The following is an 18108-nucleotide window of genomic DNA, read 5'->3' as shown; positions in this document are numbered from 1 at the left end:
GCTTGTACGTAGAGCAGCTTTACTCTACGTTTACGCCGAAATCGAGAGCAATGCCGCGCAGGCCGGAGGCGTAACCCTGGCCCACGGCACGGAACTTCCACTCGCCCTGGTAGCGGTAGAGCTCGCCGAAGATCATCGCCGTCTCGGTGGAGGCGTCCTCGGTCAGGTCGTAGCGCGCGATCTCCTGGTTGTCCGTCAGGTTGACGACCCGGATGTACGCGTTGCTGACCTGACCGAAGTTCTGCAGTCGGGCGTCGGCGTCGTAGATCGACACCGGGAAGACCACCTTGTCGACGTGCGGCGGAACGAGGTCGAGGTTGACCACGACCACCTCGTCGTCGCCCTCCTCGCCACCGGTCAGGTTGTCGCCCTGGTGCTCGACCGAGCCCTCGGGGCTGCGGAGGTTGTTGTAGAACACGAAGTACTCGTCGCCCAGCACCCGGCCACCGGAGCAGAGCAGGGCGCTCGCGTCCAGGTCGAAGGGCGCACCGGTGGTGGAGCGGTCGTCCCAGCCCAGGCCGATCTGGACCTGCGTCAGATTCGGCGCGGCCTTGGTCAGCGAGACGTTGCCACCCTTGGCGAGCGTGACGCTCATGGCTGTTCTTCCTCCCTCGTCCCCGTACCCGGGGCTGTGTCCGGCGCGCCGCGCGGGATTTCGCGCAGCACGCAGGGCCGCAGCCGGGCGCATCTCAGGTGTACGCCCTCGCAGCCCGCAGCGGGTGCTGTCGACCCGCTGAACTTGCTGAACTCCGGCGCCCGGCGCCCGCAGGGGCGCCGCGAGCCGGGGAACAGCAGAGGCCGGGGTCGGTGGGAGCGAACTCCCGCCGACCCCGGCCACAAGATTATTCACCCGGCCACCCGCCGGGCTCCCACCCGACCTCGGGTCAGACGTTGACCCCGAAGTCCTGGGCGATGCCGCGCAGGCCCGAGGCGTAGCCCTGGCCGATCGCGCGGAACTTCCACTCCGCGCCGTTGCGGTACAGCTCGCCGAAGACCATGGCGGTCTCGGTGGAGGCGTCCTCCGAGAGGTCGTACCGGGCGATCTCGGCGCCACCGGCCTGGTTCACCACGCGGATGTAGGCGTTGCGGACCTGGCCGAAGCTCTGCTGGCGGTTCTCCGCATCGTAGATCGAGACCGGGAAGACGATCTTCGACACGTCGGCCGGCACCGCGGCCAGGTTCACCTTGACGGTTTCGTCGTCGCCCTCGCCCTCACCGGTCAGGTTGTCGCCGGTGTGCTCGACCGAACCGTCCGGGCTCTTCAGGTTGTTGAAGAAGACGAAGTTGCTGTCCGAGGCGACCTTGCCGGCCTCGTTGCAGAGCAGCGCGCTGGCATCCAGGTCGAAGTCGGTCCCGGTGGTGGTACGGACGTCCCAGCCGAGGCCGACCACCACGGCGGTGAGGCCCGGGGCCTCCTTGGTGAGCGAGACATTGCCGCCCTTGCTCAGGCTGACACCCACTGGTCCTCCAAGAATCGTGCTTTCTCCGACAACGGCCCGATCGTAGGCCCGGGTTCCCGTCCCGTACGGCAATCCGGCCCGGCGCGTCCAGGACGCACCGGGCCGGAGGGGTCCGGCCCCGGAGGGCCGGGCGATCAGAGAGCGTCGATCGCGGCCAGGTACTCCTTGGTGTCCCGGGCGTCCGGGAGGCCGTTGACGACCGACCAGCGCACCACGCCGGTCCTGTCGATCACGAAGGTGCCGCGCACCGCGCAGCCCTTCTCCTCGTCGAAGACGCCGTACTCCCTGGAGACGTCGCCGTGCGGCCAGAAGTCCGAGAGCAGCGGGTACTCCAGGCCCTCCTGCTCGGCGAAGACGCGGAGGGTGAACGGCGAGTCGCTGGAGACCGCGAGGACCTGCACCGCGTCGTTCTGCAGGCGCGGCAGCTCCTTCTGGATCTCGCACACCTCGCCGGTGCAGACACCGGTGAAGGCGAACGGGTAGAAGACCAGGACGACGTTCTTCTCGCCCTGGAAGTCGGAGAGCTTGACCAGCTCGCCGTGCTGGTTCTTCAGCTCGAAGTCCGGAGCCTTGGTGCCGACCTCGATGGCCATGCGGAGACCTTCCTAACCGGATGCCACGGCCCAGACGGCCGCGCGACTACCGGCATCCTCGCATCCGCCGGGGCCGGTTCCGCCGTTCGGGTGAGCGCCGTCCCACCACCCGGGCCGGGTTTCGCCCTGGGTGAACAGGGGCCGGGCGACAGCCACAGACCGGGGCCGGAAACGGCCGGACCCCACTGGAGGAAGCTCCAGCGGGGTCCGGGACGTGCCGGGGCCCGGCGCCGTGGTCAGGGGCCGCTGCTCACGGCCGGGCCGGGCGTCCGTCGCCGAGGGCCGCGATCAGCGCTTGCCGCTCTTGGCGGCCTTCGGCGAGGCCAGGCGGGTGCCCATCCAGTCCTTGGCCACGGCCGCGGAGCTGGTCTGGGAGAGGCCGGCGGTCCGGGCGGCATCGGCGATCTCGTGCGCCTCGACGTGGCCGTCCCGGCCCGTCTTCGGGGTCAGCAGCCAGACCAGGCCGCCCTCCGCCAGGTACTCCAGTGCATCGACGAGGGCGTCGGTGAGATCCCCGTCCTCCTCGCGGTGCCACAGCACAACGCCGTCGGCGACGTCGTCGTAGTCCTCGTCGACGAGCTCGGTGCCGGTGATCTCCTCGATGCCCTCGCGGAGTTCCTGGTCACAGTCTTCGTCGTACCCGAGCTCCTGGACGATCTGGCCCTCTTCGAAGCCGAGACGGTGCGCCGGGTTGGACTTGTCCGCGGGGTCCGCGGTCGCGCTCACGGGAATAACCTCCAGTATTCGGCTCGGCATTCATGCCGAGGCTGTGGCCGTAGTCCACACGTGCGCGGCGGTTCGCGCAAGTACCCGACCCCCGATCCCACCCAAAGGTTGACGTGTCGGGGCGGGACACGCCGTGGAATGTGTCGGTAATCACACCGATTTGCCCTTTTCTGCACGCCCCAGGGATGCTGCGGGTCGGGCGGCCGCGCCGGCCCGGAAAGTGACCGAGATGCGAACGCATTTCGGGGTAACCACTCCGGCGGGCGTAGAGTCTCCTGTTGGCCCTCACCCCGACCGCCCGCCATCGGACGGTCGGGCATCAAGGTCGGACCACCTCTTCGTAACAACCGGTGGTGAGCGACGCGGACAGCGATGTCCACGTCACACACCATCCGACCTGACCGCCCTAGGGAAATCAACCCCTGGAACGGAATGGTTACCGATCGGTAGAGATGACGGATCTCCGAGTTGCGGTACACGATGGAGGCGGCGCGACACACCTCAGTTACGTCCGACAGTGAAGGAACAGCGTGGCTTCCGGATCCGATCGCAACCCGATCATCATTGGCGGCCTTCCGAGTCAGGTCCCGGACTTCGATCCCGAGGAGACCGCGGAATGGCTCGAGTCGCTTGACGCGGCCATCGACGAGCGGGGGCGTGAGCGCGCCCGCTACCTGATGCTCCGCCTGATCGAGCGCGCCCGCGAGAAGCGTGTCGCCGTGCCCGAGATGCGCAGCACGGACTACGTGAACACCATCGCGACCAAGGACGAGCCCTTCTTCCCCGGCAACGAGGAGATCGAGCGCAAGGTCCTCAACGCGACCCGCTGGAACGCGGCCGTGATGGTCTCCCGGGCGCAGCGTCCCGGCATCGGCGTCGGTGGGCACATCGCCACCTTCGCCTCCTCCGCGTCCCTCTACGACGTGGGCTTCAACTACTTCTTCCGGGGCAAGGACGCCGAGGGCGCGTCCGGCGACCAGATCTTCTTCCAGGGTCACGCCTCCCCCGGTATCTACGCCCGTGCCTTCCTCCTCGACCGACTGAGCGAGCAGCAGCTCGACGCGTTCCGCCAGGAGAAGTCGAAGGCGCCGTACGGCCTGTCCAGCTACCCGCACCCGCGGCTGATGCCGGACTTCTGGGAGTTCCCGACCGTCTCGATGGGCCTCGGCCCGCTCGGTGCGATCTACCAGGCCCGGATGAACCGGTACCTGGAGCACCGCGGTATCAAGGACACCTCCGACTCGCACGTCTACGCCTTCCTCGGCGACGGCGAGATGGACGAGCCCGAGTCGCTCGGCCAGCTCTCGCTGGCCGCCCGCGAGGGCCTGGACAACCTGACCTTCGTGGTCAACTGCAACCTGCAGCGCCTCGACGGCCCGGTCCGCGGCAACGGCAAGATCATCCAGGAGCTGGAGTCGCAGTTCCGCGGTGCCGGCTGGAACGTCATCAAGCTGATCTGGGACCGCAGCTGGGACCCGCTGCTCGCGCAGGACCGCGACGGCGTCCTGGTCAACAAGCTGAACACCACGGTGGACGGCCAGTTCCAGACCTACGCCACCGAGACCGGTTCGTACATCCGCGAGCACTTCTTCGGCGGCGACCTGCGGCTGCGGCAGATGGTCGAGTCGATGAGCGACCAGCAGATCCAGCACCTGGGTCGCGGTGGCCACGACCACAAGAAGATCTACGCGGCGTTCAAGGCCGCCCGCGAGCACCAGGGCCAGCCGACCGTCATCCTGGCGCAGACCGTCAAGGGCTGGACGCTGGGCCCCAACTTCGAGGGCCGCAACGCCACTCACCAGATGAAGAAGCTGACGGTCGAGGACCTGAAGCGCTTCCGCGACCGCCTGCACCTGCCGATCACGGACAAGCAGCTCGACGAGGGCTACCCGCCCTACTACCACCCGGGCCGCAACTCCGAAGAGATCCAGTACATGCACGACCGCCGGAGCGAGCTCGGCGGTTACGTGCCGACCCGCAAGGTGCGGCCGCGCCAGCTGGTGCTCCCGGGCGACGACGCCTACAAGGGCGTCAAGAAGGGCTCCGGCAACCAGACCATCGCCACCACCATGGCGTTCGTCCGGGTGCTCAAGGACCTGATGCGTGACAAGGGCATCGGCAACCGCTTCGTGCCGATCGCCCCGGACGAGTACCGCACCTTCGGCATGGACTCGCTCTTCCCGTCCGCCAAGATCTACAACCCGCTCGGCCAGACCTACGAGTCGGTCGACCGCGAGCTGCTGCTGGCGTACAAGGAGTCCCCGACCGGCCAGATGCTGCACGACGGCATCTCCGAGGCGGGCTGCACCGCCTCGCTGATCGCCGCCGGTTCGTCCTACGCCACGCACGGCGAGCCGCTGATCCCGGTCTACGTCTTCTACTCGATGTTCGGGTTCCAGCGCACCGGCGACCAGTTCTGGCAGATGGCCGACCAGCTGGCCCGCGGCTTCGTGATCGGCGCCACCGCCGGTCGCACCACGCTGACCGGTGAGGGCCTCCAGCACGCGGACGGCCACTCGCAGCTGCTCGCCTCGACCAACCCGGGTGTCGTCGCGTACGACCCGGCGTTCGGCTTCGAGATCGCGCACATCATGCAGGACGGTCTGCGCCGGATGTACGGGTCCACCGCCGAGCACCCGCACGGCGAGGACGTCTTCTACTACATGACCGTGTACAACGAGCCGATCCAGATGCCGGCCGAGCCGGAGAACGTCGACGTCGACGGCATCCTCAAGGGTCTGTACCGGTACCAGGTCGGCGAGGCCGGCCAGATCCCGGCGCAGATCCTCGCCTCGGGCGTGGCGGTGCCGTGGGCCCTGGAGGCCCAGCGCATCCTCGCCGAGGAGTGGAACGTCAGGGCCGACGTCTGGTCGGCGACCTCCTGGAACGAGCTGCGTCGCGACGCGGTCGAGGCCGAGGAGTTCAACCTGCTGCACCCGGAGGAGCCGCAGCGCGTCCCGTACGTGACCGCCAAGCTCCAGGGCGCCGAGGGCCCGTTCGTCGCCGTGTCCGACTGGATGCGCGCGGTGCCGGACCAGATCTCGCGCTGGGTGCCGGGCCAGTGGCAGTCGCTGGGCGCCGACGGCTTCGGCTTCGCCGACACCCGTGGTGCGGCCCGCCGCTTCTTCCACATCGACGCGCAGTCGGTCGTGCTGAGCGTGCTCACCGAGCTCGCCAAGCAGGGCAAGATCGAGCGTCATGCGCTGAAGGACGCGATCGACCGCTACCAGCTGCTCGACGTGGCTGCTGCCGACCCGGGCGCGGCCGGCGGCGAAGCCTGATCCGTCTGCCGACGTAGCACCCGAGGGCCGGACTCCCTGATCCAGGAGGTCCGGCCCTCGGGCGTTCCACCGTGCCCTTCACGGATGCCTTCAGGAGTGGGCGGCGTGCCCGGTGGGCCCGCTCCCGGTGGGCCCGCTCCCGGTGGGCCCGCTCCCGGTGTGTCGACGGGCCCGGCGGCCGCCGCGGTAGTAGCCATAACGGGTGACCGTAGCTCTCGTCCTGTTCACCCAGGACCTCCGACTGCACGACAATCCCGCCCTGCACGCCGCCCTGGCCGAGGCCGAGGAGGTGGTGCCGCTGTTCGTCCTGGAGGACGGCCCGGCCCACTTCGCGGCCCCCAACCGGGCCGCCTTCCTCGCCGACTGCCTGGCCGACCTGGACTCGGGCCTGCGGGCGCGCGGTGGCCGGCTGGTGGTGCGGCACGGTGACGCGGTGACGCAGACGGTCGGCCTGGCCCGGCGCACGGACGCCGTCGCCGTGCACCTGGCGGCCGGGGTGAGCGGCTACGCCCAGCGCCGGGAGGCCCGGCTGCGCGCCGCCCTCGGCGACCGCCTGCGGGTGCACGACGCGGTCCTGACCGCCCTCGCCCCGGGCGCCGTGACACCGGCCGGGAAGGACCACTACGCGGTCTTCACCCCCTACCTGCGCGCCTGGCGCCAGGCCGAGCGCCGCCGTCCGCTGCCCGCTCCGGGGGCCGTACGGGTGCCCGAGGGCATCGAGGGCGTCGGCCCGGCGGTGGTCGAGCCGAGCTCGCCGGGGCTGGCCAGGGGCGGCGAGGGCGTCGGCCGCAAGCTCTGGCAGCACTGGGCGGTGGAGCGGTACGAGGAGCTGCACGACGACCTGGCCGCCGACGGGACGTCCCGGCTCTCGCCGTACCTGCACTTCGGCTGCCTCTCCGCCACCGAGCTGTCCCACTCGGCCGCCCGGCGCGGCGGTGAGGGCGCCGAGGCCTTCGTCCGGCAACTGGTCTGGCGGGACTTCCACCACCAGGTGCTGGCGGCCCGCCCGGACGCCGCGCACGCCGACTACCGTCCCAGGGGCGACCACTGGCACCGGGACCCGGCCGAACTCGCCGCCTGGCAGGAGGGCCGCACCGGGTACCCGATCGTCGACGCCGGCATGCGCCAGCTGGCCCACGAGGGCTGGATGCACAACCGGGCCCGGCTGCTGACCGCGAGCTTCCTGGCCAAGACGCTCTACCAGGACTGGCGGCTCGGCGCGGCCCACTTCCTCGCGCTGCTGGTCGACGGGGACGTCGCCAACAACCAGCTCAACTGGCAGTGGGTGGCGGGGACCGGAACCGACACCCGCCCCAACCGGGTCCTCAACCCGCTGGTCCAGGCGAAGCGCTTCGACCCGGACGGCGCGTACGTACGGCGCTGGGTGCCCGAACTGGCCGGGATCCCGGGCGCCGCCGTGCACCGGCCGTGGCTGCTCGACCGGCGGCCGCGGAACTACCCGGAGCCGATCGTGGACCTCGGCGTCGGGCGCTTCCAGCGGGCCCGCGGTTCCCGGTAGGCCGAACAACGGGCGCCGGATCACCGCGGCGGCGGCAGAATCGTTCCGGGCTCATCCCGAAGGAGGCTGCCGTGCACGAGGAGATCATCGCCAAGGCCGAGTTCCTGCTCACCGAGCTTCACCTCTCCCCCGTCGAGGCACAGCTACAACTGCGGTACTGGTTCCCGGACCTGGAGCGCGAGGAGCGCGTCAGATACGTCCAGGGCGCCGCCGTCAGAGGCGCCAGACGCGCCACCGACGACCAGGCCCCCGCCTGCGGGCCCTGAGGCCCGGGGACGCAGACCGGCCCGGGGGCGCGGGGAACCGTGCACGCGGCCGGTCCGCCTCGTCGGCGGATCGTCGCGCGGTTCCCCGCGCCCCCGGGTGAGCCGTACGGGTGTCCGGCCGCCGAGCCGGACGGGCGGCTAGACGTGCACGGCGGGCCCGGCGTCGTTGGCGCCCCGCTTGGTCAGCAGGCCGAGCAGCGCCGCGGCGAAGGCGACCACCGCGGCGACCGCGAAGGCCATCGACATGCCGCTGACGAAGGAGCTGTGCACCGCGTCCGCCATCGCGTGCACCGCCTGCTCGGGGGTGCCCTGCGGGGCCGGCGGGGCGATGCCCAGCTGGGCGGCCTGCTTGAGCTGCTCGCCCTGCGCGCCCTCGACCGGCGGCAGCCCGGCCCTGGACCAGTTGCCGGGCAGCGCGCTGGAGACCTTGGAGGCCATCACCGCGCCGAGCACGGCGGTGCCCAGGCTGCCGCCGACCTGCATCGCGGACTGCTGCAGGCCGCCGGCCACACCGGACAGCTCCATCGGGGCGTTGCCGACGATCACCTCGGTGGCGCCGACCATGACCGGGCTGATGCCCAGGCCCATCAGCACGAACCAGAGCGACATGACACCCGTGCCCGAGCCGGTGTCCAGGGTGGACATCCCGTACATGGCGACGGTGGTGAGCAGCATGCCGGTGACGATCGGGATGCGCGGGCCGATCTTGCCGATCGCGGCACCGGCTGCCGGGGCACCGACGATCATCATTCCGGTCATCGGCAGCAGGTGGACACCGGCCTGGACCGGGGTCATCCCGTGCACGTTCTGCAGGTAGAAGGTGACGAAGAAGATCGCGCCGAAGAAGGCGAAGGCCATCAGGATCATCAGCAGCGTGCCGGCCGAGAGCGGCACCGAGCGGAACAGGCCGAGCGGGATCAGCGGCTCCTTGGCGCGGGTCTGCCAGAGCGCGAAGAGCACCATCGCGAGGATCGCGCCGCCGAGGAAGAGCAGCGTGGCCGAGTCGCCCCAACCCCAGGTCGGGGCCTTGATGATGCCCCAGACCAGCGCGAACATCGCCAGCGACAGCAGCACGATGCCGGGGACGTCGAAGGACTTCACGGCGTTCTCGGCCCGTACGTCACGCAGGATCCACAGGCCGAGCAGCAGGGCCGCCAGGCCGACCGGGACGTTGATGAAGAAGACCGACTGCCAGCTGACGTGCTCCACCAGCAGGCCGCCGACGATCGGGCCGGCCGCGGTGGAGGCACCGATCACGCCGGCCCAGATGCCGATCGCCATGTTCAGCTTCTCCGCCGGGAAGGCGCCGCGCAGCAGGCCGAGCGCGGCGGGCTGCAGCAGCGCGCCGAACAGGCCCTGCAGGACGCGGAAGGCGATCACCGTCTGGATGTTGGTGGCGAAGCCGATCGCGGCCGAGGTGGCGGCGAAGCCGGTCGCGCCGACCAGGAAGGTCGCCTTGTGGCCGAACCGGTCGCCGATCTTCCCCGCGGTGATCAGGAAGACCGCGAGCGCCAGCAGATAGCCGCTGGTGACCCACTGGATGTCGGCGGGCGAGGCACCCAGGTCGGTCTGGATGACCGGGTTGGCGATGGCGACGACGGTGCCGTCCAGCGCGACCATCATCACGCCGACCGCGACCGTGAGCAGCGTCAGCCACGGGTGGCCCTGCAGTCCCCGCCGCTCCCCCGGCAGACCACCGCGCTGCGGCGGCAGGTCCGCTTTCTCCGTGTTGACGACGGACTGACTCATAGCTGGCCCTCCGGAGCCCGAGAGACATGGCAAGTGGCGCCCCGGCCCACCCGTCCCCACGAGTCGTCCGGCCCGACGGGCGCCACTGACGTACGACATTATGTCAGTGGCTGACATTCGGCAAACAATGACTTGTGCTGTTTGGTGCCATATGTCAGAACGCTATCGTGGTGATGCCGACCACTCCCTCCCCCCGAAAGGCGTCCGCGTATGGCCGCGCAGCTCACCGAAGCGACCACCGACCCCGGCTGCCGGGTCCTCGGGCTGCGCGAACGCAAGAAGCAGCGCACCAGGGACTCCCTGGTCGAGGCGGCGCACCGGCTGTTCCTGGTCCACGGCTACGGCCGCACCACCGTCGACGAGATCGCCGCCACCGTGGACGTCTCCCAGCGCACCTTCTTCCGCTACTTCGAGAACAAGGAGGAGGTCGCGCTGGCCGTCATGGCCGACGCCGAGGACTTCTTCATCGAGTGCCTGCGCCGCCGCCCCGCCGAGGAGAACCCGCTGGAGGCCATGCGCGCCTCCATCACCGAGGCGTGGCGCAGCCTCGGCAGCGTGGAACACGCCGGCCCCGGCAGCGTCACCGCCGCGCTGGAACTCTTCGAACTCATCGAGAGCACGCCCACGCTGCTCGCCGCCCACCTGCGGCACACCGCCGAGCAGGAGCGCCAGGTGGCCGTCATCCTGGCCGAGCGCGAGGGCCTCGACCCGGTCACCGACCTGCGCCCCCGGCTGCTGGCCGCCGTCTTCGGCGCGGTCGTCCGGCTCTCCCACCTCTCCTGGAACTCCGACGCCGCCTCCCACCAGGGCGGCCCGGACGGCATGATCGCCCTGATCGAGCACCACTTCGACCAGCTCGGGCCCGCGCTGGCCGGTTCCTGGCGGCGCTGAGCGGGCCCGGGGTCATACCCGGGTACTACCCGCGGGACAGCACTCCCGTACGACGCCCCGCCCCGGCCCGGCCCCTACCCTGGGCCGGGATGAAGATCCGTCAGCTCTCCTCCGTCCCGTCCGCCCTGGCCGCACTGCCGGCCCTGCTCGGACACGCCCTGGTCACCCCGACCGGCGGCCACGCACCGCTGCTCGGCACCGCCCGCCGCCGCTGGGTGCGCAGCCTGCCGTACCTGGTGGCGGTCGCACTGCTGGCAGTGCTGATCCCGACCGGGACCGTGCTGCTGCACCACGGCTACCTGCTGGCGGTCCCGACCGCGGCAGCGCTCGCCGTCGCCCAGAGCGCACCGCTGCTCGCGGCGGTCACCCGGCCGCTGGCGGTCTGGTGGGTGGTGTTCCCGGCCTCCGTCGCCGGGGCGGTGGTGACGGCGAGCACCCCGGCGGGGGTGGGCCCCTGGCCCTGGCCGGTCACCACGCTGATCGGGTACCTCTTCCTGATGCTGGCGCTGTCCCTGCGCGAGAGCGGGCGCACCCTGCTGGCCGTCTGGCTGGTCACCGCGCTGACGACGGCCGCCGCCGGGGCCGGGTTCACCCGGGCCGGGGACGCCGGCGCCCCGCTGCCGATCGTGCTCGGCGGGACCGTGCTGGTGCTCGGCTGGAGCCTGCGCGGACGCGGCGAGGCCCGGCGGCTGCTCGCCGAGCAGGAGCAGATCAGCGAGGCCGAGCGCGGGCGGCGCACGCTGCTGGAGGAGCGCGCCAGGATCGCCCGCGAGCTGCACGACGTGGTGGCCCACCACATGTCGGTGATCACCGTGCAGGCGGACAGCGCCCCCTACCGGATCGCCGGGCTGCCGCCCGAGGCGGCCGAGGAGTTCGGCACCATCGCCGCCGCCGCCCGCAGTTCGCTCGCCGAGATGCGGCGGCTGCTCGGCGTCCTGCGCAGTGAGGAGAGCGCCCCCGACCGCACCCCGCAGCCCGGCCTGGACCGCCTCGCCGAGCTGGTCGGCACCGTCGCCCGGGCCGGGGTGCGGGCCGAGCTGACCGTCGCCGAGGCGGTCGGTGCGCTCGGCGAACTCCCGCAGGCCGTGGGCCTGTCCACGTACCGGATCGTCCAGGAGGCACTGGCCAACGTGGTCCGCCACGCGCCCGGCGCCGCGGTCTGGGTCTCGATCGCCGCCGAGGACGACACCCTGCGGATCACCGTGGTCAACGCCGGCGCTCCCGACGGCGCCGCCGAGGCGGGCATCGAGTCGCCCGAGGGCACCGGGCACGGGCTGGTGGGAATGCGTGAACGCGTCCGGCTGCTGGGTGGCAGGCTGGACACCGGACCGCTGCCCGACGGCGGTTTCCGCGTGGCGGCCGTCCTGCCCGTCAACCAGCCCGAGGAGCCCGGCACATGACCATCCGCGTACTCATCGTCGACGACCAGGCGATGGTCCGGGCCGGATTCGCGGCACTGCTCAACGCGCAGAGCGACATCGACGTGGTCGGCGACGCCGCCGACGGCAGGCAGGCCCTGGAGGCCAGCGGGCGCACCCACCCCGACGTGGTGCTGATGGACGTCCGGATGCCCGAGATGGACGGCCTGGAGGCGGCCCGCCGCCTGCTCGACCCCCCGCCCGGCGTCGTCCACCGCCCGAAGGTGCTGATGCTGACCACCTTCGACGTCGACGACTACGTGTACGAGGCGCTGCGCGCCGGGGCCAGCGGCTTCCTGCTCAAGGACGCCCCGCCCGCCGACCTGATCGCCGCCGTCCGGGTCGTCGCCGCCGGCGAGGCGCTGCTGGCCCCCTCCGTCACCCGCCGCCTGATCGAGGACTTCGCCCGCACCCGGCCCGCACCGCGCCGCGACCCCGGGCTGCGTCTCAACGGGCTCACCCCCCGCGAGACCGAGGTGCTCGAACTGATCGCCCGCGGCCTCTCCAACCAGCAGATCGCCGACCGCCTCGTCGTCGCCGAGCAGACCGTCAAGACCCACATCGGCCGCATCCTCGCCAAGCTCGACCTCCGTGACCGCGCCCAGGCCGTCGTGCTGGCCTACGAGTCCGGCCTGGTCACCCCGGGCCAGTAACCCCGCACGCCCACGCACCGCCCGGGGACCGCCCCGCCCGCTCACGCACCCTCACCCCAGGTACCCGCAGCTCGGGCCCCGGCACGGCCGCACGGCCGGCGGCCGGTACTCCTGGCACCAGGGTATGAGTCCGTGGTTGGCCCCGCAGGGTGACGTCTGACGGGGCGTCGTCTTCCTACCTTCCTCTCCGTTCGGTCCGAGGAGAGGAAGTTGGCGATGGCGGGTCGGTTCAGACGGGGGCTGGCGGCAGCCGCGGCGGTGGCCGCGGTGCTGGCGGGAACCGGCGGGTGGGCAGCGGCGGCGGACAGCCAGACGCCGGTGACCGGGCCGCCGCAGGGCAGCGCGGCCTGGGTGGCCGACAACGCCCTGGGGGTGCGTCTGCCGGACCCCGCCGAGGCCCCGCCCGCCGAGGTGGCCCGGTTCTTCGCCGGCCTGACCACGGCGCAGCGCGACGCCCTGGCAGCCCGCCACCCGCTGGTGGTCGGCAACCTCGACGGCGCACCGATCGAGCTGCGCTACCGGGCCAACGCGCTGGCGCTGGCCGAGGAGCGCAGGCACGAGCTGGCCCGCGCCACCGACCCGGCGGTGAGCCCCCACCGGCAGCGCGCCGCAGCTGAGCGGGCCGCCCGCTACGCGTCGCTGGCGGGCCGTCAGGTCCTCGCCTTCGACCCGCGCGGCCGCGGCCAGATCGCCGAGGTGTACGGGGACCTCACCACCGCGGCCCGTACCGCGGTGGTGGTACCCGGCTCGGACGTCGACCTGATGACCTTCGACCGCACCACCGACCCGTACGGCACCCCGGCCGGCATGGCCCGGTCGCTGCGGCAGGCCACCGGGGACCAGGTGGCGGTCGTCGCCTGGGCCGGCTACACCACGCCCGTCGGTGTGGGCATCGACGCGGCGACCGCCGGTCTGGCCCGGTCGGGCGCGGCCCGGCTGAACCGCTTCCTGTCCGGTCTCGCACCGGTCACCGGGCCGCTCGCGCTGTTCTGCCACAGCTACGGCTCCGCGGTCTGCGGGCTGGCCGACCCGAGCCCGGAGCAGGTCTTCGACATGGTGGTGCTGGGCTCGCCCGGGATGGACATCCCCGACGCGCGGGCCCTGCGGGTGCCGCTCTGGGCCACCGAGCGCAACCCCACCGACTGGATCGGCGACGTCCCGCACGTCTCGGTGCTCGGTCTCGGCCACGGCGCGGACCCGACCGCCCCGGGCTTCGGCGCCCGGGTGATCCCCTCGGCCGGCTCGCACGGCCACAGCGGCTACTTCGCCCCGGGCACCGCCTCACTGGCCGGCTATGCCGCCGTCGCCCTCGGCGAGCGCTCCCCCGTCGACTGCACCGACCGGAGCAGCCGCAACCGAACCCAGCAGAGCCAGGAGTGCCGCGATGTCCGTTGACCGTCTGCGCGTTTCCGCCGCCCGGGTCGCGGCCCGGACCCCCGCCGACCGCGACCGCGCCCTGGACGGGCTGCGCGCGCTCGCGCTGCTCGCCGTCCCGGTCGGCCACTGGCTGCTCGGCGGCCTCACCCTCGGAGGCGGTGTGCTGCACAACGCCAGCCCGCTCGCCTCGCTCGGCTTCTTCGCGCCGCTCAGCTGGGGCCTGCAGCTGCTCGGCGTGTTCTTCCTGGTCGGCGGGTACTCCTCGGTGCGCTCGCTGGAGCGGGCCGGGGCACGCGGCGCGGGCACCCTGGAGTGGCTGCGCGGGCGCACGGTCCGGCTGCTGCGCCCGGTGCTCGGGGTGGCCGCCGTGTGGGCGGTGCTGATCCCGCTGCTGGGGGTGCTCGGGGTGCCGCAGGGCACGGTACGGACCGGGACGGTCCTGGTGGTGCAGCCGCTCTGGTACATCGGCGTGTACCTGGGGCTGACCGCGCTCACCCCGTACTGCGTGGCCGCCGGGCGGCGGCTGGGCGGCTGGGCGGCGGCTCCGCTGCTGGGCACCGTCGCACTGGTGGACCTGCTGCGGTACGGCCCGTGGGCCGGGGCGATGCCGTCCTGGCTGGCACTGGTGAACCTGGTGCCGGGCTGGATGTTCGGCTACCAGCTGGGCGTCTCCTGGGCGCAGGGCCGGATCGGGCGGGCCGGGGCCCGGACGCTGCTGCTGGGCGGCACCACGCTGTTCGCGGTCCTGCTGCTGGTCTTCCACTACCCGGCGAGCATGGTGGGCGTACCCGGCCAGGACCGGACCAACTCGCACCCGCCGTCCCTGCTGGTGCTCGCCCTGGCGGCGCTCCAGTGCGGTGCCGCGATGCTGCTGCGGGAGCGGATCGCGCGCCTGCTGCGCCGGCCGCTGCTGTGGCTGCCGGTGGTGGTGGTCAACCTGTCCGCGATGACCATCTTCTGCTGGCACCAGACGGCGATGTACTCGGTGGCCCTGACCGCCTCGCGGCTGGGCGGCGCCGTACCGGGGCTGACCACCGCGCCGGACTCCGCGGGCTGGGTGCTGGCCCGGCTGGCCTGGCTCCCGCTGTTCGGGCTGGTCCTGGCGGCGATCGGGCGGTACGCCCGGCGCTTCGACGGCCCCTGGGGCCTGCGCGGGCCGGTCAGGGCGGCGGCGGGCGCGGCGGCGGCACTCTTCGCGGTGTACGCCCTCGGGGTGGTGTGACCCGGCTCGGAGGACCTGCGCCGAGGATCTGCCCGAGGACCGGCTCCGGACACCGGCCCCGGGCGACCGGTCCCGGGTGTTGTCGGTGGCCCGCTCTACGCTGACGGCATGGTGACGTTCGATCAGTTCCTGACCATGGGCCTGGCCCTGCCGCACACCACCGAGCGGCTCACCTGGGAGACACAGGTGACGCTGCGGGTCGGCGAGAAGATCTTCGCCATGGGCGACCCCGACGGCGGCTCGGTCTGCGTCAAGGCCAGCAAGGAGGACCAGGTCGAGCTGCTGGCCGCCGACCCCGCCACCTACGCGGTGGCGCCCTACGTCGGCCGACACGGATGGGTGCTGGTGAGCCTTGCCACAGTGGACCGGGACGAGCTCCGCGACCTCATGACGGAGGCCTGGCGCAGCACCGCTCCGAAGCGTCTGGTCAAGGAATTCGAGGCGCGGCGCGGCGCCATGTGATCCATCGCACAGTTTGCACCCTGCACGGCCGCCGCTCGGAGCCCCTAACCTGGCTGACGAGTAGTTGGCGGTCGTACCACCATCGGGCCCGGCCCGCTGTGACGGTCACGGGTCCGAGGGAGTTGACGGCTTGCAGCGAAGGCTGACGAAACGCAGGCTCAGCCAGTACACGGCAGCGCGGCGCAGGCGCATCAAGCGCGTCCTGATAGGGGCGTTCGCGGGCTGCGCGGTCCTGGTGGACGCCGGAGCCGCCGCCGCACAGGCCGCCGCAGCCAACGAGCAGCTGGCCATCTCCACCCCGCCGGCCGGCAGTGCCGAGTGGGCGGCCGACCACTCGCTGGGCCGGGCCCTGCCCGACCCGGCCGGCGCCGACGCCCGCACCGTCTCGGCCTTCTTCGCCTCCCTCACGCCCGAGCAGGCCACCCGCCTCGTGGTCCGTTACCCGCTGGTGGTCGGCAACCTCGACGGCGCACCGCTCAAGCTGCGATACCAGGCCAACCGGCTGGCCATCACCGCCGAGATGGACAAGGCGCGCAACCGCGCCAACGACCAGCGGCAGAGCGCGGGCGAGCGCGCCGCCGCCAAGCTGCGCGCCGACAACAGCGAGGAGCTGCTGGCCCCCGGCCGCCAGATCCTGGCCTTCGACCCGCGCGGCCGCGGCCTGGTCAGCGAGGTCTACGGCGACCTCGCCTCGGCCGAGCGGGTCGCGGTGCTGGTCCCCGGCTCGGACGCCGACCTCGCGCACTTCGACCAGCCCACCGACCCGCTGCGCTCCCCCTCCGGCATGGCCCGCGCCCTGCTCGACGAGGAGCACCGGCAGTCCCCGGCCACCCGCACCGCCGTGATCGCCTGGACGGGCTACGTCACCCCCCTGGGCCTCGGCCCGGACGCGGTCACCTCCCGGCTCGCCGAGGTCGGCGCGCCCCGGCTGGAGCGCCTGCTCGACGGGCTGCGCGCGACCAGCCACCCGGACACCCCGCCGGCGCTGTTCTGCCACTCGTACGGTTCCGTGGTCTGCGGCGTCGCAGCGCCGAGGATCCACGCGGGCCAGGCCACCGACCTGGTCGTCTTCGGCAGCCCGGGGATGGGCGTGCAGAGCGCCGCCGAGCTGGGCGACGGCGTCCGGGTCTGGGCGGCCCGCAACCCCACCGACTGGATCGGCAACGTCCCGTACCTGGAGGTCGGCGGCCTCGGCCACGGCGCCGACCCGACCGGCGAGGACTTCGGGGCGATCCGGGTCTCCTCCACCGGCGCGTCCGGCCACACCGGCTACTTCGCGCCGAACACCTCCAGCCTGCACAACTTCGGCGACATCGCGCTCGGCCGGTACGGGAGCGTCAGCCACCCGCCGACCACCGCCTGACGCGGCGGCACGGCGGTCCGGCCGGATCAGACCCGGTCCGGGCCCCGGCCGTAGCAGGCGGCGATCTCCTCGACGGCCCGGGCGAGTTCGGCCCGGGCCTGCGGCGGCGCGACCACCTCGACATCGGTGCCGAAGGCCAGCAGCGAGCGCACCTCCACGAGCGCGCCGAATCCCAGTTCGAGCTCCGTCCACCGGTCGACGGCCGTCACCGGCCAGCCGATCCGGTCCGGGTCGACCAGGACCGCGCCGGCCGGCTGCGCGGGGGTCACCTGGGTGCCGTGGATCTGCTGGATCTGGCCCAGCCGCCTGCGGTGCACCCGGACGGTGACCCTGATCTCGTCCGGCGGGTGCTCGATCTGCTCGCGCAGCGCGCCCCAGACCTCCGCCAGGGCGAGGTCGGCCCGCCGCCGCACCGGCTCCTCCAGCGTCACCGCCGCCGTGATCCGGCAGACCCGGAACAGTCCCGGCTCGGTGTCGAGGTCGGCGACCAGGTACCAGACCCCGGCCTTGTTCACCAGCCCGTACGGGTCCACGGTGTGCTCGGTCGGCTCGTCCGCGCCGCAGTGCCAGTAGCCCAGCCGCAGCCGACGGTCGGCGAAGACCGCGCGCTGCAGCTCGGCCAGGTCGACGGCCACCGGCTCGCCCCGCATCCAGTGCTTGGGGTCGACCAGGATGCGTTCGAAGGTCCGCTCGGCGGCCGGGCGGTGGACCGGCGGCAGCGCAGCCATCACCTTGCGCAGCGCCGAGCCGAGCGCGCTGCCCAGCCCGAGGGCGTCGTGCGCGTCCGGCGCGAGCAGGACGAAGAGCGCCCGGGCCTCCTCCGCGGTGAGCCCGGTGACGTCGGTGCGGTACCCGCAGAGCAGGTTGACCCCGCCGTACCGCCCGCGCTCGGTCCACACCGGCACACCGGCCGCCGACAGCGCCTCCACGTCCCGGTAGATGGTGCGGACGGACACCTCCATCCGCTCGGCCAGCTCGGCCGCCGGGATCCGCCTCCGGGTCTGCAGCAGCAACAGGATCGAGAGCAGCCGGTCAGCTTTCACGGGGCCCGAGCCTAACCGGGACAGGCCGAAAACCTGACAGCGGGTGTCAAGTTTTTCCAGCAGAGTGTTCTCGATACGTATAACC

At 72.4% G+C, this 18108-nt stretch carries 16 protein-coding genes; 10 read left to right on the top strand and 6 right to left on the bottom strand.

Translation table 11 applies throughout. The annotated features are described in order from the left end of the window. Nucleotides 1–19: 19 nt before the first annotated feature. The 4 genes from ACFC1R_RS08265 to ACFC1R_RS08250 form a co-directional block, all read right to left on the bottom strand. A complete protein-coding gene (locus tag ACFC1R_RS08265) occupies nt 20–595 on the bottom strand; it encodes a TerD family protein (RefSeq protein WP_375934645.1) in 576 nt (191 codons plus the stop codon). Nucleotides 596–884: 289 nt separating this feature from the next. Next, nucleotides 885–1460, bottom strand: coding sequence for a TerD family protein (locus ACFC1R_RS08260; RefSeq protein WP_375934643.1), 576 nt, complete (start codon nt 1458–1460; stop codon nt 885–887). 134 nt (nt 1461–1594) lie between these two features. Beyond that, nucleotides 1595–2053, bottom strand: coding sequence for a peroxiredoxin (locus tag ACFC1R_RS08255; protein WP_375934640.1), 459 nt, complete (start codon nt 2051–2053; stop codon nt 1595–1597). Between the two features lie 288 nt (nt 2054–2341). Then, nucleotides 2342–2779 carry a DUF3052 domain-containing protein gene (locus ACFC1R_RS08250; protein ID WP_375934637.1) on the bottom strand — a complete coding sequence of 146 codons (438 nt, stop codon included), beginning with the start codon at nt 2777–2779 and terminating at the stop codon, nt 2342–2344. Nucleotides 2780–3309: 530 nt separating this feature from the next. Between ACFC1R_RS08250 and aceE the strand changes: the two genes are divergently transcribed. From aceE to ACFC1R_RS08235, 3 genes are all read left to right on the top strand, one after another. After that, entirely contained in the window at nt 3310–6060 is a 2751-nt protein-coding gene (aceE, locus tag ACFC1R_RS08245) for a pyruvate dehydrogenase (acetyl-transferring), homodimeric type (protein ID WP_375934634.1), read from the top strand. 202 nt (nt 6061–6262) lie between these two features. Then, nucleotides 6263–7579: a cryptochrome/photolyase family protein gene (locus ACFC1R_RS08240; protein WP_375934631.1), complete on the top strand. Its 1317-nt coding sequence runs from the start codon at nt 6263–6265 to the stop codon at nt 7577–7579. 71 nt (nt 7580–7650) lie between these two features. Continuing rightward, on the top strand, nt 7651–7845 hold the full coding sequence (locus tag ACFC1R_RS08235; RefSeq protein ID WP_375934628.1) for a hypothetical protein: 195 nt from the start codon (nt 7651–7653) through the stop codon (nt 7843–7845). A gap of 138 nt (nt 7846–7983) precedes the next feature. Here ACFC1R_RS08235 and ACFC1R_RS08230 read toward each other — a convergent pair whose 3' ends face one another. Further along, a complete protein-coding gene (locus ACFC1R_RS08230; RefSeq protein ID WP_375934625.1) occupies nt 7984–9594 on the bottom strand; it encodes an MFS transporter in 1611 nt (536 codons plus the stop codon). 210 nt (nt 9595–9804) lie between these two features. Between ACFC1R_RS08230 and ACFC1R_RS08225 the strand changes: the two genes are divergently transcribed. The 7 genes from ACFC1R_RS08225 (at nt 9805) to ACFC1R_RS08195 (ending at nt 16980) form a co-directional block, all read left to right on the top strand. Next, nucleotides 9805–10485, top strand: a complete 681-nt coding sequence (locus ACFC1R_RS08225; RefSeq protein ID WP_375934622.1) for a TetR/AcrR family transcriptional regulator — start codon at nt 9805–9807, stop codon at nt 10483–10485. A gap of 89 nt (nt 10486–10574) precedes the next feature. Then, nucleotides 10575–11885 carry a sensor histidine kinase gene (locus ACFC1R_RS08220; RefSeq protein WP_375934619.1) on the top strand — a complete coding sequence of 437 codons (1311 nt, stop codon included), beginning with the start codon at nt 10575–10577 and terminating at the stop codon, nt 11883–11885. Beyond that, nucleotides 11882–12556 carry a response regulator gene (locus ACFC1R_RS08215; protein ID WP_375934616.1) on the top strand — a complete coding sequence of 225 codons (675 nt, stop codon included), beginning with the start codon at nt 11882–11884 and terminating at the stop codon, nt 12554–12556. Before ACFC1R_RS08220 ends, ACFC1R_RS08215 begins: the two co-directional genes overlap by 4 nt. 216 nt (nt 12557–12772) lie before the next feature. Then, nucleotides 12773–13951, top strand: coding sequence for an alpha/beta hydrolase (locus tag ACFC1R_RS08210; protein ID WP_375934614.1), 1179 nt, complete (start codon nt 12773–12775; stop codon nt 13949–13951). Next, entirely contained in the window at nt 13941–15155 is a 1215-nt protein-coding gene (locus tag ACFC1R_RS08205) for an acyltransferase (protein WP_375934611.1), read from the top strand. Before ACFC1R_RS08210 ends, ACFC1R_RS08205 begins: the two co-directional genes overlap by 11 nt. A 108-nt stretch (nt 15156–15263) precedes the next feature. Then, nucleotides 15264–15617, top strand: a complete 354-nt coding sequence (locus tag ACFC1R_RS08200; protein WP_375934609.1) for an MmcQ/YjbR family DNA-binding protein — start codon at nt 15264–15266, stop codon at nt 15615–15617. Nucleotides 15618–15747: 130 nt separating this feature from the next. Next, nucleotides 15748–16980, top strand: coding sequence for an alpha/beta hydrolase (locus tag ACFC1R_RS08195; RefSeq protein WP_375934606.1), 1233 nt, complete (start codon nt 15748–15750; stop codon nt 16978–16980). A gap of 26 nt (nt 16981–17006) precedes the next feature. On the opposite strand, the gene ACFC1R_RS08190 is transcribed toward ACFC1R_RS08195, so the two are convergent. After that, a complete protein-coding gene (locus ACFC1R_RS08190; RefSeq protein WP_375934603.1) occupies nt 17007–18023 on the bottom strand; it encodes a helix-turn-helix transcriptional regulator in 1017 nt (338 codons plus the stop codon). Between the last annotated feature and the right edge of the window lie 85 nt (nt 18024–18108).

The organism is Kitasatospora sp. NPDC056138 (assembly GCF_042264695.1).
Lineage (GTDB): Bacteria > Actinomycetota > Actinomycetes > Streptomycetales > Streptomycetaceae > Kitasatospora.
The sequence above is the reverse complement of the archived record's forward strand: the minus strand, read 5'-3'. Positions and strand labels throughout refer to the sequence as shown.

Bases quoted from the DNA above. Each gene is read 5' to 3' on its own strand.
- ACFC1R_RS08265 (WP_375934645.1), bottom strand. From the start codon at position 595: ATGAGCGTCACGCTCGCCAAGGGTGGCAACGTCTCGCTGACCAAGGCC.
- ACFC1R_RS08255 (WP_375934640.1), bottom strand. From the start codon at position 2,053: ATGGCCATCGAGGTCGGCACCAAGGCTCCGGACTTCGAGCTGAAGAAC.
- ACFC1R_RS08230 (WP_375934625.1), bottom strand. From the start codon at position 9,594: ATGAGTCAGTCCGTCGTCAACACGGAGAAAGCGGACCTGCCGCCGCAG.
- ACFC1R_RS08225 (WP_375934622.1), top strand. From the start codon at position 9,805: ATGGCCGCGCAGCTCACCGAAGCGACCACCGACCCCGGCTGCCGGGTC.
- ACFC1R_RS08220 (WP_375934619.1), top strand. From the start codon at position 10,575: ATGAAGATCCGTCAGCTCTCCTCCGTCCCGTCCGCCCTGGCCGCACTG.
- ACFC1R_RS08215 (WP_375934616.1), top strand. From the start codon at position 11,882: ATGACCATCCGCGTACTCATCGTCGACGACCAGGCGATGGTCCGGGCC.
- ACFC1R_RS08210 (WP_375934614.1), top strand. From the start codon at position 12,773: ATGGCGGGTCGGTTCAGACGGGGGCTGGCGGCAGCCGCGGCGGTGGCC.
- ACFC1R_RS08205 (WP_375934611.1), top strand. From the start codon at position 13,941: ATGTCCGTTGACCGTCTGCGCGTTTCCGCCGCCCGGGTCGCGGCCCGG.
- ACFC1R_RS08200 (WP_375934609.1), top strand. From the start codon at position 15,264: ATGGTGACGTTCGATCAGTTCCTGACCATGGGCCTGGCCCTGCCGCAC.